Origin of the sequence: Streptomyces sp. NPDC057438 (assembly GCF_042802995.1) — a bacterium.
Taxonomy (GTDB): domain Bacteria; phylum Actinomycetota; class Actinomycetes; order Streptomycetales; family Streptomycetaceae; genus Streptomyces.
In genome coordinates this window covers 82546-97708 of the sequence record NZ_JBHVDD010000016.1, presented here as the reverse complement: position 1 = coordinate 97708, position 15163 = coordinate 82546, and the positions used below count along the sequence as shown (strand labels likewise).

Here is a 15163-nt window from a genome sequence, read left to right as displayed (position 1 = left end):
TTCACGCGGCCGCCGGTCAGCCTCCGGCGGGTCCGGCAGTGCCGGAGAGGGCTTCCAGGTCGCTCTTGCGGACCCTGATCACGAGGGTGGCGGTGGCCAGGGCCAGGACGGCCATCGCGACAGCCGGGACGAACGCTGTCGAGATGCCCTGTGCGAGCACTTCGTGCCCCCAGGGCGCGGGCAGCTGCTGGGTCCTGGCGAACTCGGCCTTCTGCTCGGCGGTGGCCTGTGTCATGAAGAGCTGCACCTGCTTGTCCGCCTCGTCACGGCTGGCCGTACCGAAGACCGTGGTGAGGATGGACAGACCGAGCGAACCGCCCACCTGCTGGGTGACGTTGAGCAGGCCGGAGGCCGCGCCCGCCTCGTGCGGGGCGACCCCGGAGACCGCGGTCAGGGTGAGCGTCACGAAGTTCAGTCCCATGCCGAAGCCGAACATCACCATCGGTCCGAGCACCCCGCCGAGGTACGAGCTGTCGGGGCTGATCAGGGTCTGCCAGCTCAGACCGAGAACGACCATCGTCGAACCGACCACCATGAACGGCTTGGGCCCGAGGACGGGCAGGAACCGCTGGGACAGTCCTGCGCCCGTGACGATCGCGACGGTCACCGGCAGGAAGGCCAGGCCGGCCTCGATCGGCGTGTACCGCAGCACGTTCTGCACGAACAGCACGATGAAGAAGAACATTCCGAACATCGCGGCCGCGAGGCTCAGCATGATCACGTAGGTGCCCGAGCGATTGCGGTCGGTGAACATCTTCAGCGGGGTGATCGGTTCCTTGGCGCGCCGCTCGATGAGGCCGAACACCAGCAGCAGGACCGCGGCCGCCGTGAAGGACCCGATGGTCAGGCCGTCGCGCCAGCCTTCCTCCGCCGCGCGGATGAACCCGTAGACCAGCGAGGCCATACCGGCCGTGGAGGTGAGCGCCCCCGCGACGTCGAACCGTCCCGGGTGCCGCTCGGACTCGCTGATGTACATCGGCGCGAGGACGGCGATCAGCACGCCGATGGGCACGTTGACGAACAGCACCCATCGCCAGTCGAGCCACTCGGTGAGCATGCCGCCCGCGAGCAGGCCGATGGCCCCGCCACCGGCGGAGACGGCGGCGAAGACGCCGAACGCCCTGTTCCGCTCGGGCCCTTCGGGGAACGTCGTGGTGATGAGCGCCAGCGCGGTCGGTGACGCGATCGCCCCGCCGACGCCCTGGAGGGCGCGCGCCGCCAGCAGCTGCCAGGGCTCCTGGGCGAGTCCGCCGAGCAGCGAGGCGAGCGTGAAGACGAGGATTCCGGTCATGAACACACGGCGACGGCCGAGGATGTCACCGGCCCGGCCGCCGAGGAGCAGCAGACCACCGAAGGTCAGCGTGTAGGCGCTGACCACCCATGTCAGGTCGGTGGTGCTGAACTTGAGCGCGTCTTGAATGTGCGGGAGGGCGATGTTCACAATCGTCGCGTCGAGTACCACCATGAGTTGGCAGGCCGCGATGACGGCGAGCGCGATGCCGGGATGCCCCTCCCGGCGGGCGGCTCCCGGCTTCTGATCCTGAATCAACGGAGAGGTCGTCACTATGGGTCCCCCACAAGTGCCTTAGTGAACGCTTGCGTTCACTGACGCATCCACGGTAGTGAGTCCCCCTTAGTGAACGCAAGCGTTCATTGAAGTCGCCGTCGTGGAAGGTGCCGCTCCACCGTTTCCGCTCCCCGCACCCCACCCCCTCGGCTCAACGGAGAAACACAGATGGTCACTTCGCGTTGGACGGCCGCTCCCGCTCGGACGGCCTCCCCGCGTCGGCGCGGCGCCGTACTGGAGCGCGCGATCCTCGATGCCGCGCTCGAACAGCTCAGTACCGTCGGCTGGAGCGGCCTCACGATGGAGGGGGTGGCCGCGGGCGCCCAGACGGGCAAGGCGGCGGTCTACCGGCGCTGGCCCTCCAAGGAGGACCTCGTGGCCGACGCGCTCCAGGCCGGGCTGCCCCGCTTCGAGGAGTCGCCGGACCTCGGGAGCGTGCGCGAGGATCTGCTGGAGCTGTGCCGTCAGGCGCGCGCGGCCATGTTCTCCCGGCCCGGGTTCGCGCTGCGCTCGGTGATTCACGAATGCGACACCCTTCAGGCCGAACGCTTCCATGACGTCATCATCGGAGGCGTCGTGGAGCCGATGGTCAGGTTGCTGAGGGAGGTCGTCGAGCGGGGAATCCGGCGTGGTGAGGTGCGTCCCGATGCGGCCAACAGCTACGTCTTCGACGCGATCCCCGCCATGATGATGTACCGCTCGAAGATGTGCGGCAGCGAATGGAGTGAGCGAGACATCGAGGAGCTGATCGACCAGTTGATGGTGCCGCTGCTGCGGCGAGGGGGTGCTTGAGCGGGGTCGCCGGGAAGGGGGAGACGGCCCCGGGAAACCTGGGTGTCGAGGAGGGGTGCGGGCGGCGTAGGCTAAGGGCGCCATGCCGTACGAACCACCTACCCACACCGTCGAGCGCTCTCTGCGCGCCACGACCGGAGCGAAGATCGTCGCCGGTGTCGACGAGGTGGGGCGCGGAGCGTGGGCCGGCCCCGTCACCGTCTGCGCGGCGGTCACCGGACTGCGCCGACCGCCCGAGGGCCTCACCGACTCCAAGCTCCTGACGATCAAGCGGCGCGAGTCGCTCTCCGAGGAACTGCTGAAGTGGGTGACGTCGCACGCTCTCGGTCACGCCTCTCCGGAGGAGATCGACGACCTGGGCATGACGGCTGCCCTGCGGCTGGCGGCGGTTCGGGCACTGGAGGCCCTTCCCGTCCGGCCCGATGCGGTCATCCTGGACGGCAAGCACGACTACCTGGGCGCTCCCTGGCGGGTCCGCACGGTGATCAAGGGCGACCAGTCCTGCGTCGCCGTTGCGGCCGCCTCGGTGATCGCCAAGGTTCAGCGCGACAAAATGATGGCCGAACTGGGTGTCGACCATGCAGACTTCGGTTTCGCGGCCAACGCCGGGTATCCGTCGCCTGTCCACAAGGCCGCGCTGGCGGAGCGGGGCCCCACCCCGTACCACCGGTTGTCGTGGGCGTATCTTGATGCGCTGCCCCAGTGGCGGCACCTCAAGAAGGCCCGCTACTGGGCGGACGGAAACGTTCCGGAGATCGAGGGCCAGCTCGGCTTCGATTTCTGACAGATCCGTTCGCACTCATGTGCCACCCGCCGACGCGAGTCGCACCGGCGTTTGATAAAAATCAGCTCATGCCTCTCCTTCCCGAGGAGCCTCAGATTCACGAGAGTGCCCAGGGCCCGCGTGCCACTCCGGCCAGCGGCCGGGTCGCACCGACCCCCCGTCCCGTACCCGGTCCCCGTCCCGCGGCTCCGCCGCGTCCCGGTCGTCCGGGTCCTGCCCGGCCGGTGCCGGCCCAGCGTGCGGCGCATGCCGCGCCCAGGCCCGGACCGTCCGCCCCTGCCGCCACCCCGCAGATCCAGCTGATCCCGGCCTCGGCCGAGGGGGCGCTGGACGCCGCCGAAGAAGCCGTCGACCTGCTGTTGGATTCGGGCCGTGCTCCCGGCGACGTGCTGGTGATCACCACCGGCGAGCCGCACCCGTGGGCCGCCCACGAGCTCTCCTTCGGCGAGGCCGCCTACTGGGCGCAGCACGACGCCGGCGACGATGTCTTCTACGCCGATGCCTCGGCCGCCGAGCGGGCCGCGTCGCGTCCCGTGGTCGTGGTCGCCGTCAACGGCGGGACCGATGCCGTCGCCGCGCTGCCCAAGGCCCTCGGCCGGGCCCGGACCCTGTTGATCGTGTGCGGCGACCCGCAGACGATCAACTCGGTACTGGGCGCCGGAGTCTGAGCGACTGCGGAACCTGCCCCGGTCGGCCCTCAGGGGTCGCCGGGGAGCCGTTTCGCGCCCGGACGACAGCCCGGGTCCCGCGACGGCCACACCCCGTGACGGGGCGCTTCGGCGTGCCTGCGGGGTGTTTCGGCGTGTCCGGGGACGCCTCGCGCGAGATCCCGTAGGGCGGAGGTTGCGTCGTCATCCTTGGTCGGTGCGGTGCGGTGCGGTGCGGTGCGGTGCGTGCGGTGGCGCCGTCCGGCCTGGTGGGCGGACCGACCCTGGTGCCGTCCGGCCCGGGGTCGGTGGACGGCACCCCTATGAGGGTGCGAAGGGCGATGGCCGGGGATCTTGCCCCCATTCCGCAGGCTCCAGCCTGGGCGTGGTCGGCCCGCCCTCCGTCCCGTCCGTGGCCGAAGCCTCAGCCGCTCACCGTGCCGCGACCCGGCGGAGTACCTCCGAGGCGACGCCGCCTGTGCGTGGCATGGGCGGGGGTGCCATGGCCGTGGCGAAGGGCTCGGCCGGCGAGTCCGCGTGGGGACGGCGACCGCCCCGGCCCTCACCGAGAACCTGCCAGCCGTCACGTGTCAGCGTGATGTACGCACCACAGCGCAGCCCGTGCAGCGTGCATGCGTCCCGCAGGCCCCACATCCACGCCCCGTCCTCCTCCGTCCAACGCGCGTCACCGTCACGGCAGTAGAGCAGCACGGCCGTCCGTACCGGGGTCCGTCGGCGCAGGTCGTGCGGAATCACCCGTCTCAGCTGGGCGAGGAGCGCGTTGCGGAACATCCAGCCGTCGGCCGGCGCCGGACGCCGGATGAACGAGGCGCTCGCCCGCAACCGCTCGTCCGGATCCAGGACGGCGATGACCGCCGTCGCTGGCCGGGGTTGATGTCGCGCGTGCAGCCCGTTGACGACCTCCCGGGGATTACGCAGCAGCGGAATCCCGGCGGCGGCCCATTCCGCGGGCTCGAGCATCCGGTTGGCGGAAGCGGCGGACAGGTCGGCAGACGTCGACACGGAGGCCGCCGAGGACGGAGCGAATCCGAAGGTCACGATCCTCCCTTCGGCTACGCGCCCACTCTGCGGGCGAGGGTCGGACTTGGGGGAGCGCACGCCGCGGCAGAAGCCCTACCGATTCACGGTGAGGCCGTGCGGGGAGCGGACTCCAATTCTTCCTGGCGAACTTGGTTGCGGCAACGAGCAATTGGGGCCACTGGCAGTTTTGTGGTGATTCACTGCTTATATCCCTGCACAGAGGACTCGACCGCACCGCTCGGGCAGCACGACCTGCCGCCGGGCGCCCCGTCGGTCACGCCCGGACGGCCAGAACGAGGGGCAACACCCCCTGTGCACCCGCGCGCCGGAGCACGCGCGCGGCGACCGCGAGTGTCCAGCCGGTCTCCGTGGCGTCGTCGATCAGGAGCACCGGCCCGCCCGCCTCCTGAAGGGCGGCGGCCAGCTCGGGCGGCACGGTCAGCGCCCCGTCGAGCGCCTTGAGCCGTTGCGCGCTGTTGCTACGGGTGACCTGGGAGACCGCGCCGGTGTACGCCACCGACCCCAGCAGCGGCAGACGGCCGACCTCGGCGATCCGGGCGCCCAGGGAAGCGATCAACTGAGGCCGGGAACGGGAGGCCATGGTCACGACACCCACGGGACGGGGTGGCGCGTCGCTCTGCCCGGAGGCCCAACCGCCGGGGCCCTTCGCCCAGTCGGCCAGCACGGCGACCACGGCCTTGGTCACATCGTCCGGTACCGGCCCGTCAGGGGACTGGGGAGCGAGCATCGGCCGCAGTCGGTTGCCCCAGCCGATGTCCGACAGCCGCCCGAGCGCCCGCCCGGGAGCCGCCTGCTCACCGGCCGGAATGCGCCCCTTCAGATTGACCCCCACGGCAGGCAGCCCCGTCGGCCACATCTTGCGGGGCTCGACCTCGACACCCGCGCGCCCCAGCTCGCCGCGCGCCGCGTCCAGGGCTGCTGGGGAGACGGAGTCCGTGAACCTGGGCTTGGTGCAGGTGTCACACCGGCCGCACGGGACGGCTTCCTCGTCGTCCAACTGCCTTCGCAGGAACTCCATGCGGCAACCCGGCGTCGCCACGTAGTCACGCATGGCCTGCTGCTCGGCGGTGCGCTGCTTGGCGACCCAGGCATAGCGCTCGGTGTCGTACACCCAGGGGGCGCCGGTGGAGATCCAGCCGCCCTGGACGCGGCGGACCGCACCGTCCACGTCCAGGACTTTCAGCATGGTCTCCAGTCGGGAGCGGCGCAGCTCGACCAAGGGTTCGAGGGCGGGGAGCGAGAGCGGTCGCCCCGCGTGGGCGAGGACGTCCAGGGTGCGGCGCACCTGCTCCTCCGGAGGAAAGGCGACCGAGGCGAAGTACTCCCAGATCGCCTGGTCCTCCTTGCCGGGCAGCAGCAGCACCTCCGCGTGCTCCACGCCGCGGCCGGCGCGGCCCACCTGTTGGTAGTACGCGATGGGGGAGGACGGCGAGCCCAGGTGGACCACGAAGCCCAGGTCGGGCTTGTCGAAACCCATACCCAGCGCGGAGGTGGCGACCAGGGCCTTGACCCGGTTGGCGAGCAGGTCCTCCTCGGCCTGCTGCCGGTCCGCGTTCTCCGTCTTGCCCGTGTACGAGGTCACCGTGTGCCCGCACTGGCGGAGGAAGGCGGTGACCTCCTCGGCGGCGGCCACGGTGAGTGTGTAGATGATCCCGGAGCCCGGCAGCTCGTCCAGGTGGTCGGCGAGCCAGGCCATGCGGTGGGCGGCGTCGGGCAGTTCGAGCACCGCGAGGCTCAGGCTCTCGCGGTCCAGGGGCCCCCGCAGCACCAGTGCGTCGGTGCCGCCGCCGGTGCCCAGCTGTTCGGCCACATCGGCGGTCACCCGTGCGTTGGCCGTCGCGGTGGTGGCGAGCACCGGGACACCGGACGGGAGGTCGGCCAGCATGGTCCGCAGCCGGCGGTAGTCGGGGCGGAAGTCGTGACCCCAGTCCGAGATGCAGTGCGCCTCGTCCACCACGAGGAGACCGGTCGCGGCCGCCAGCTCGGGCAGCACCTGGTCACGGAAGTCCGGGTTGTTGAGCCGCTCGGGGCTGACCAGGAGCACGTCGACGGTGCCGGCGGTGACCTCCTGGCGGATCGTGTCCCACTCCTCCGTGTTCGAGGAGTTGATGGTCCGTGCCCGGATCCCGGCGCGGGCGGCCGCCTCCACCTGGTTGCGCATCAGCGCGAGGAGGGGCGAGACGATGACGGTGGGGCCCGCGCCCCGCTCGCGCAGCAGCGCGGTCGCGACGAAATACACCGCGGATTTGCCCCAGCCCGTGCGCTGCACCACCAGGGCTCTGCGCTTGTCCGCGACCAGAGCCTCGATGGCGTGCCACTGGTCCTCGCGCAGCCTCGCGGCGCCCGCAGGGGCGCCGACGAGACGGGCGAGCACGGCATCGGCGGTCGTGCGCAGATCTTGGCGGTCGGTAGTGGGCCGGTCTTCGTCGCTCATGGCCCCATGCAACCCGATGCCTCGGACATCGCGCGAACGAGCGGGTCGAACTGTGGACGCTTCTGACGTGATCATGCTCGGACTTATCCACAGGCCGAAGCGGAACTTCAAGATCCGCGAGATGGTCGCCGCATGACGAATCACAGCGAAGCGGCCGGGACCTCCGGCAACAGTGACATCAGCGGGCAGAACGGGTGCGGCGGAGGTCGCGAGTCCTCCGTCCGTCCGGGCCACGGCGCGGCCGCCGGAGCCTGCGGGGAACAGCAGGTGACCCTCCGCACCCCCGCCGAACTCGCCGATGCCCTGCCCTACCTGTTGGGATACCGCCCCGAGGACAGCATCGTCCTCGTCGCACTGCACGACCGGGACACGCGTGGCCGGTTCGGCGGCCGAGCCCGGCTGGGCATCCCGGCGCAGACGGACGACTGGCCGTCCGTCGCCCAACAGCTGGCCCATGGGCTGGTCACCGGCAGTGAGCGCCGGGGAGCCAAGCCGGAGAGCATGGTCGCCTTCCTCTGCCAGGACCCCGCGAGCGGTGAATCACCACGTGATGTCATGGAACGCCTGCGGCCCCTCGCCCAACTGCTCCGCAGGGCCTGTGGCAGCTTGGACGTGCCGGTGGTCGAGGCCCTGTGCATCTCCGACGGCCGCTTCTGGTCCTACTGCTGCCCGGGCAACGGATGCTGCGCGTCCGGCGGCGAGCCGATGGGCCTCCCGGGCACCTCGGTACTGGCTGCCGCCGCGACCTACGCCGGCCTCCAGGTCCGCGGCTCGCTGAAGGAACTGCGGGCCAGGCTCCTGCCGTGGGAGACCGCCGCCGCGCTCCAGCAGGAGGCCGCTCTCGACTCCGCGCAGTCCGCCCTCATCCCCAGGATTCTGGACGTGGACAGCCGGGCGGAAGTGGCAGAGGAGACCCTCGCGGTGGCACGGCGCGTCATCGGGCGCCTGGCGGACGCCCAGCCCGGCACCGCCGCGCTGGACGCGGACCTGCGCGACGACGAGCTCGTCGGGCACGACGACGCGGCCACCCTGATCCTCGGACTCCAGGACCGCGCCACCCGCGATCGCGCCGCCGAATGGATGGAAGGCCACGAAGCGGGCCCCGCGCTGCGGCTCTGGCGCGCCCTCGCCCGCCGCTGTGTCGGCCCCTACGGCGAGCATGCCGCCGCCCCGCTCACGCTCGTCGGCTGGGTCGCGTGGTCCTCCGGCGACGAACTGGAGGCCCGCGAAGCGCTGGCCATGGCCTTGGCCGCCGACCCGGACTACCTTTTCGCCCGTCTGCTCCACCAGGCATGCAACGAAGGGCTGGACCCCGAGTCCATTCGCCGCTGCCTACGAGCGGAGCGCAGGGGACGCGATCTCGCGGCGACCGCCGAGGGCGTGGGGAGCGGCAGCCGGACGAGTTCCCCCGCCCTGTCGCCCGACGCGCCGCCGGCCTCGGACCTGCCCTGCGTCGTGACCGGCCCGCGCCGCCGACGCAGGCCTCGGTCGGAAGGAGGTGTCGAGGACCGCGCCGTCCGGCGATCGCCCGGCGCCGCGCCCGCCCGCCGCACACGCTCCGCCGACGGCAGCCCACCGGTCGGCCGGAAGCCGGGGCGTACGGCGAACGGGGCGAGCGGTCGGGCGCGGATGCGTCGCGGCGCCGGAGGACAGTCCAAGGAGAGCGGGTCGTGAGCGTGCGGATCCGGTCGCGGCTTCCCCTTCCGGACCCGTACTGGATGTGGGCGCGCCTGAGCATGACGCCGGCCTACAGCGTGGCGCTCGCCCGCAGGAACTGTGCGAGCCGAGCCCGCGGAGCCGGCGTGAACGCCTCGCCCCCGCTCCTGCAGCAGCTGGTCACGCTTTTCCGTCTTGCAGTGGCCAGGGCTGTGCCGTTCCGGCTACGGGTCCGCGCTGGACCACAGTCCCAGAGCGGCGGGCGCCCCCTGTCCCACAGGAATGAAGCGACGTGCGCGTGGGCCGCGTGTCGCCCTCGCGTCGCCCCACGGCTGCGCGCGGAACCACGGCCGCCCAGTTCCACAGCTCGTCGCTTCCCTGCTGCCGTGGACCCGGCGTTGCGGCGGCCCGGTTCGGGAGGCATCCCCGGGCATGGGCGTGACCCGGAGCGCGACCGCTCCGTTCACCTGTGTGGCGGTACCGATGGCCTGGTTCCGTCACCCCGTCACCCCGTCACCCCGTCCCTCTCCGGCTCCCCACCTGGTGCCGAGCGCACCCCACGCGCGCCGAAGACAGAAGAAGCCGCCCCATGTCTCTCTCCTCGTTGCCCGACGCCCCGGATGACGTTCCGACCTTCCGCGCGCCTGTCCAGCCCTCACCCCGCACCCGTGGGGACGACGGCGACGGCACTTCCCGCCCGGACGTCCGCACCCCGGCCGCCCGCGGTCCGGCCGCCCGCAGCCCAGCGGCCCGCACCGCAGGCTCACGGTCGGTGGGCCCGAAAGGCCCCGGGTCTCTCGCGTCCGGCATCGTGAGGCCTTCGGGACCCGCGCGTCCAGGTGCGGCGAGCGCTGCGGCCTCCCAGGAGCCCGCCCCCGCCTCGGGCCCCAGGGAGCTGCCCCCGGCCCACACCGCGCTGATCTGCGTCGCCCTGCCGGGCCTCGCGATCTCGACGGAGCAGGGCCAGCTGAACGGCAGGGGGCTGGAGGGTCTCTACCGCGCGGGACGGCGCATGCTCTCCCGTTGCCAGGTGCGGGTGGCCGGACGCGAACCCCTCGCCGTGCAGGCCCGGATGATGACCGCCGACCGAGCCCGGTTCATGGCGACGCTGCGTCTGTCCGCAGACGCTGGACCGGATCCGGACGTCACGGTCGAGCGCATCCGGTACGCGGACGGCACCGAGCGGATCACCCTGCACAACACCACTCGCCGGCCACTGTGCCTGCCCGTCGAGGTGTCCTTGGGCACGGACCTCGCGGAGCTGGGAGCCGTGGCCTCCGGCGGCGCGGGCCCGGAACTACCCGCCACCGTCCATGGCTCCGGCCTCCGCTGGTCGTGCGCGAACGGACACTCCACGGTGTCCGCCCACCCGCCGCCCGCTGATGCCCTGGCGTCCGCGGGACTGTTGCGCTGGGAGCTGCAACTCCCGCCCGGGGGCAGCCGGAGCGTGGAACTTCGGGTGCGACCTGACGGCACAGGACCCATCAGACCGGTGGGGCGAGGCGCCACCAGCCCCCTCGCCCAGGCCCGCGTCGCGGGAGACGATCCGGTGGCGCAGCCGCTGCTGCACACCTGCCTGGAGGATCTGGAGGCGCTGCTGCTGCGCGACCCGAGGAACCCGGCCGACACCCACCTCGCGGCTGGCGCGCCCTGGCGCTGCGGACTGTCTCCGGCCGACGCGCTCGTCGCGGCCCGGATGACGCTGCCGCTCGGCACGCGCCTCGCGGCAGGCACCTTGCGCACCCTGGCCCGCACCCAACTCGCGGGCAGGGACGCCCGGTCCGGCATGATTCCGGGACCCCGGCGGGACGCGGGCCCGTATCTGCCACCGGGATGCACGGGGACCGAGGCGACCCTGCTGTTCCCCGTGCTCCTGGCGGAGGCCCGGCGATGGGGGCTTCCCGCGCAGGAGACGGAGGCATTGCTGCCCGCCGCGGAGCGCTGCCTGCGATGGCTGCTGGACGCGGTCGGAAGGGGTGTCTACCTGTCCGATCCACACCCCGGCGGACCGTTGCGCTGCGAGACCCAGGCCCAGGCCCACCGGGCCGCGCTGCTGGGCGCCGATCTCCTCGACGCGCACGGTCGGCCGCTCGGCGCCGAGCTGCGGGACTGGGCGAGAGAGCTGCGGAGCCGGTTCGGGGCGGACTTCTGGGTGGAGGACCGGGGCGGCGGCAGACCCGCTGCCGCCCGTACCCCGGACGGGCGCCTGGTGCCGCACCTGGGTGCCGGCGCCGCCCATCTTCTCGACACCGGGCTGCTCGGCGGGGGAGAGCAGGCTCCGGGACTCCTCGACAAGGTGCGGACCGAGCAGCTCGCCCGACTGCTCGGAGGGCCCGCGATGGACTCGGGGTGGGGGCTGCGGAGCCTGGGTGCGAAGGAGACCGCGTACAACCCCTTCGGTCATCGCAGCGGTGCCGTGCGTGTGCAGGAGACGGCGATCGCGGTCGCGGGACTGGCGGCCGCCGGATACGAGAAGGAGGCGAGCGCCCTGCTGAGGGGTGTGCTGGCGGCTTCGGTGAGCTTCGGCCATCGGCTGCCGGAGATGTACGCGGGGGAGCAGCGGACCGCGGCCGGCGCCCCGCTGCCGCACCCGGCCGCCTGCAGACCGGCCGCGACGGCGGCTGCCGCCGGTGTGCTGCTGCTCACCACTCTCGTCGGGATCCGCCCCGACGCCCCCGCGGGGACGGTGACCCTGCGGCCGGTGCGCAGTGCGCCGCTGGGGGAGATCGGTATGACGGGGCTGCGTGTCGCGGGCGTCCCCTTCGCCGTACGCGTCAGCAGGCTGGGGCTCGCGATGGTGGAGGAGGCGGCCGACGGACTGCAGTTGGGAGTGTGACCTCGCGCGACACGGGACGGGACCACGGGCGGCGTTGGCCTTCCGAGCCCCGAGGGTGGCCTGTGGGCAAGGTGGCGAACCCAAGTGGATCAAGTGGGGAAGCGACCGCGAAGGGAGTGTTTATCGTCAGGCAGACGACTATGATCGCGGCATGCCCTACGACCCGTCGGACTACCCGCCCTTCGCTGTCACCGTGGACCTGGTCGTGCTGACCGTCCGTCGCCACGCGCTCTGCGCGCTGACGGTACGGCGGGGCGAACAGCCTTTCCAGGGGCGGTGGGCGCTGCCCGGCGGCTTCGTGCGGCCGGACGAGGACCTGTCCCAGGCCGCCGCCCGGGAGCTGGCCGAGGAAACGGGCCTGACCGCCCATGAACCGTCCGAGCCCGCTCAGGACAACGGCGCGCACCTGGAACAGCTGGCGACCTACGGTGACCCGAAGCGCGACCCGCGGATGAGGGTCGTCAGCGTCGCCCATCTCGCCCTCGCCCCCGACCTGCCGGCGCCCCGGCCGGGCGGGGACGCCAACAGCGCACGCTGGGCGCCCGTCGAGGAGTTGCTGGATCAGGGCGGCTACGGGCGGGACGGTGAGCCGGTGGCGCCGTTGGCCTTCGACCACGCGCAGATCCTGGCGGACGGGGTGGAGCGCGCCCGTTCCAAGATCGAGTACTCGTCGCTGGCCACCGCCTTCTGCCCGCCGGAGTTCACGGTGGGCGAGTTGCGGCGCGTCTACGAGGCGGTCTGGGGTGTGGCGCTGGACCCGCGCAACTTCCATCGCAAGGTGACGGGCACGCCGGGATTCCTGGTGCCCACCGGCGGTACCACCACGCGGCAGGGGGGACGCCCCGCCCAGCTCTTCCGTGCCGGTGGCGCGACCCTCCTCAATCCGCCGATGCTGCGTCCCGAGGTCTGACCCGGCGGAGAGCGGGCGTCCGCCGCCGGGTGCGGCGGCCTCGCCCGTGGGTGGCCGTGTCGCGGGGCATGCCGGGAGGGCGAGCCGGAATCCGGGCTCGCGAGCCGTGCGTGGCTCGCCCGGTGGCTGCGAGGTTGTCCGCGAAGTGCGCCGCAAGGTACCCGGAAAAACGGACATATCGCGCTATCTTGCCTAGGGTGATCCAGGCCATCGGATTGACCAGCAATCCCCGCAAGGAGTTCCCGCCCGCCGTCGACGATGTGTCCTTCGAGGCGCACTCCGGCCGTGTCACCGCACTCCTCGGGGCTCCCGGTGCGGGCAAGTCGACGGTGCTGAGACTCGCCCTCGAACTGCAACACGGCCGTGGGGTGGCCTACTTCAGAGGTCGCCCCCTGCATCGCATCGCCCACCCCACCCGCGAAGTGGGCGTCCTCCTCGGCGACGTGCCCGGCCACCCCGCCCGCACGGTCCGGGGTCATCTGCGCATGCTGTGCGCGGCCGCGGGGCTGCCCGGACGGCGGGCCGACGAAGTGCTGGAGGTCGTGGGGCTGGTCAGCCTCCGCGAGGCGCGGCTGAACACGCTCTCGCGGGGGATGGACCGCCGGCTCGGCCTGGCCTGCGCCCTGCTGACCGACCCGCACACCCTCGTGCTGGACGACCCCGCCGACGGGCTGGCGGTCCGCGAGGGCCGATGGCTGCACGGCATCATGCGGGCCCATGCCGACCAGGGCGGCACGGTCCTGTTCGCGACCGGTGATCCGAAGGAGGCGGCGCGAACCGCCGATCGGGTCCTCACCCTCGAACGGGGCAGACTCGTCGCCGACCAGGAGGTCGCGGACTTCTCCCGCACCCGGCTCCGGCCCAGGGTCGCCGTCCGTACCCCGTACGCCGCCCGGCTCGAAGTGCTGCTCACCAAGGAGGCCCGGACCGCGCGACGTTCCGTGGAGATCGTCCGGGAGGGCGGCAACCGGCTGTCGGTGTACGGCAGTACGTGTGCCGAGATCGGCGAGACCGTGTTCCGGCACGGCATCCTCGTCCATCAACTCGCGGACGAGATCGGGGACATGGGGCCCGCTCCGTCGCCGCTCCCGCTGCCCTCCCCGCCTCTCCTGCCCTCACCCTCACCCTCGTCGGCGGCGGCGCTGTCGTCTGTGTCCTCGTCGGTCGCCGGCGAAGGCGTGGGGGTGGCCGAGGAGGCGCAGGATCAGGCCCGGGAGGCTCCAGGGTCGGCGGAGGGGGTTCGGGGGGCCGCCGACGAACTCCGCGGACACGAGATCAGCTGCGCCTCCGTCGCGCCCGCCGACGGCCCGCCGGCCGCATCGGTCGAGCCGTCGGCTCGTGGTGACGGGACGGACGAGGCACCGGAGGTCAGCCCGGCGCCTCCCGTCGCCCTCCGATCCGGTACGCCCTCCGAGCCGGACACCGATCCCGAATCCCGTGATCATTTCGGTTCGCATCATGATCCCGAACCTCGTGATCACCTCGGGTTCCGCCAGGATCACGGCCCGAGCGACGCGTCCGCCGCCGTATCGCTGCCGCCACTGCCGCCGCCCATCACCGTGCGTCCGGCGCCGAGCCCGCTGCGGCCGCTGCGCTACGAGCTGCGGCGGGCGGGCGGGGTCGGCACCGCGTACTTCACCGTCGCGGCCGTACTCGTCACCTCCGCCCTCATGGCGGTGATCCTGGCCGGGATCGGGCACACCCCGCAGCCACGGCTGCTGGCGGCGTGGCCGCGGGAGCTGCCGCTGCCGCCCGCCGCCATCGGGGCGGGGCTGCTCGGGGCCATCGCCTTCGGCGACGAGTTCCGCCACCCCGCCCTGGCCGCGGACCGCGGCACCGTCCCCCGTCGACTGGGGCTGCTCCTCGCGAAGCTCCTCGTCGCGGCGGCCACCGCGCTGCTGCTGGCCGTCCTCACCGTGGGCTGCGACCTCGAAGTGCTCTATCTCGTCTACGGACCGGAACTCGTCTCGGTTCCCTCCGGCTGGTTCCCGCTCGGCGCGAGCTGGCTCGGCCTCGTCGTGGGGTGTGCCTGGGCCGGGGTGCTCGCGGCAGGTGTCTTCCGGTCCACGTCGGCCGGTCTCGCGGCCGTGGTCGCCGTGCCCCTCGTCGTCGTACCCCTGGTGCAGAAGGCACTGGAGGGGGCGACCGTGCGGAGCGCGATCGGGTTCCCGGTGCGGCTGCGTGAACTCCTCCTGGTGCAGTGGCCGTTCGGGGGAGAGCGCTACCTGGAGGCCGTGGCGCGGGCGGTCTCACAACCCGTGGGCGGGGCGCTGCTGTTGTCGCTGACGGCACTGCTGGGGGCCTATGTGTTCACCAACCTCCGCGGCCGGGTCAGGTGATGATCGTCCCCATCCTTTCGCGCTCACTGTCCGTGCCCTTCCGTTGGCGCAATGCGCACAACTCCTCGTAGAACGCCCATTTCTTTCCGATAAGGCGTCAATTGCGACGGGGTGAGCGATCACCCTTTCGTGTGCT

Annotated in this window: 10 protein-coding genes; 7 read left to right on the top strand and 3 right to left on the bottom strand. The window is 72.3% G+C overall.

The features are described 5' to 3' along the window. Positions 1-16: 16 nt before the first annotated feature. Positions 17-1564: an MFS transporter gene (locus ACFU5F_RS12475; RefSeq protein WP_383885779.1), complete on the bottom strand. Its 1548-nt coding sequence runs from the start codon at positions 1562-1564 to the stop codon at positions 17-19. Between the two features lie 171 nt (positions 1565-1735). Between ACFU5F_RS12475 and ACFU5F_RS12470 the strand changes: the two genes are divergently transcribed. From ACFU5F_RS12470 to ACFU5F_RS12460, 3 genes are all read left to right on the top strand, one after another. Further along, on the top strand, positions 1736-2359 hold the full coding sequence (locus ACFU5F_RS12470) for a TetR/AcrR family transcriptional regulator (protein ID WP_383885777.1): 624 nt from the start codon (positions 1736-1738) through the stop codon (positions 2357-2359). Between the two features lie 82 nt (positions 2360-2441). Continuing rightward, positions 2442-3143, top strand: a complete 702-nt coding sequence (locus ACFU5F_RS12465; RefSeq protein WP_383885775.1) for a ribonuclease HII — start codon at positions 2442-2444, stop codon at positions 3141-3143. A 68-nt stretch (positions 3144-3211) separates the two neighbouring features. After that, positions 3212-3811 carry a hypothetical protein gene (locus tag ACFU5F_RS12460; protein ID WP_383885773.1) on the top strand — a complete coding sequence of 200 codons (600 nt, stop codon included), beginning with the start codon at positions 3212-3214 and terminating at the stop codon, positions 3809-3811. A gap of 411 nt (positions 3812-4222) precedes the next feature. Here ACFU5F_RS12460 and ACFU5F_RS12455 read toward each other — a convergent pair whose 3' ends face one another. Further along, positions 4223-4849 carry a hypothetical protein gene (locus ACFU5F_RS12455; RefSeq protein WP_383885770.1) on the bottom strand — a complete coding sequence of 209 codons (627 nt, stop codon included), beginning with the start codon at positions 4847-4849 and terminating at the stop codon, positions 4223-4225. Between the two features lie 256 nt (positions 4850-5105). Further along, positions 5106-7286, bottom strand: coding sequence for a RecQ family ATP-dependent DNA helicase (locus ACFU5F_RS12450; protein ID WP_383885767.1), 2181 nt, complete (start codon positions 7284-7286; stop codon positions 5106-5108). Between the two features lie 132 nt (positions 7287-7418). On the opposite strand from ACFU5F_RS12450, the gene ACFU5F_RS12445 reads away from it, so the two are divergent. The 4 genes from ACFU5F_RS12445 (at position 7419) to ACFU5F_RS12430 (ending at position 15027) form a co-directional block, all read left to right on the top strand. Further along, on the top strand, positions 7419-8960 hold the full coding sequence (locus tag ACFU5F_RS12445) for a DUF4192 domain-containing protein (RefSeq protein WP_383885764.1): 1542 nt from the start codon (positions 7419-7421) through the stop codon (positions 8958-8960). 571 nt (positions 8961-9531) lie between these two features. Beyond that, positions 9532-11778, top strand: a complete 2247-nt coding sequence (locus ACFU5F_RS12440; RefSeq protein ID WP_383885761.1) for a glycogen debranching N-terminal domain-containing protein — start codon at positions 9532-9534, stop codon at positions 11776-11778. A 151-nt stretch (positions 11779-11929) separates the two neighbouring features. Then, positions 11930-12688: an NUDIX domain-containing protein gene (locus ACFU5F_RS12435; RefSeq protein ID WP_383885758.1), complete on the top strand. Its 759-nt coding sequence runs from the start codon at positions 11930-11932 to the stop codon at positions 12686-12688. A 197-nt stretch (positions 12689-12885) separates the two neighbouring features. Then, positions 12886-15027, top strand: coding sequence for an ATP-binding cassette domain-containing protein (locus ACFU5F_RS12430; RefSeq protein ID WP_383885755.1), 2142 nt, complete (start codon positions 12886-12888; stop codon positions 15025-15027). The last annotated feature ends 136 nt before the right edge of the window (positions 15028-15163 follow it).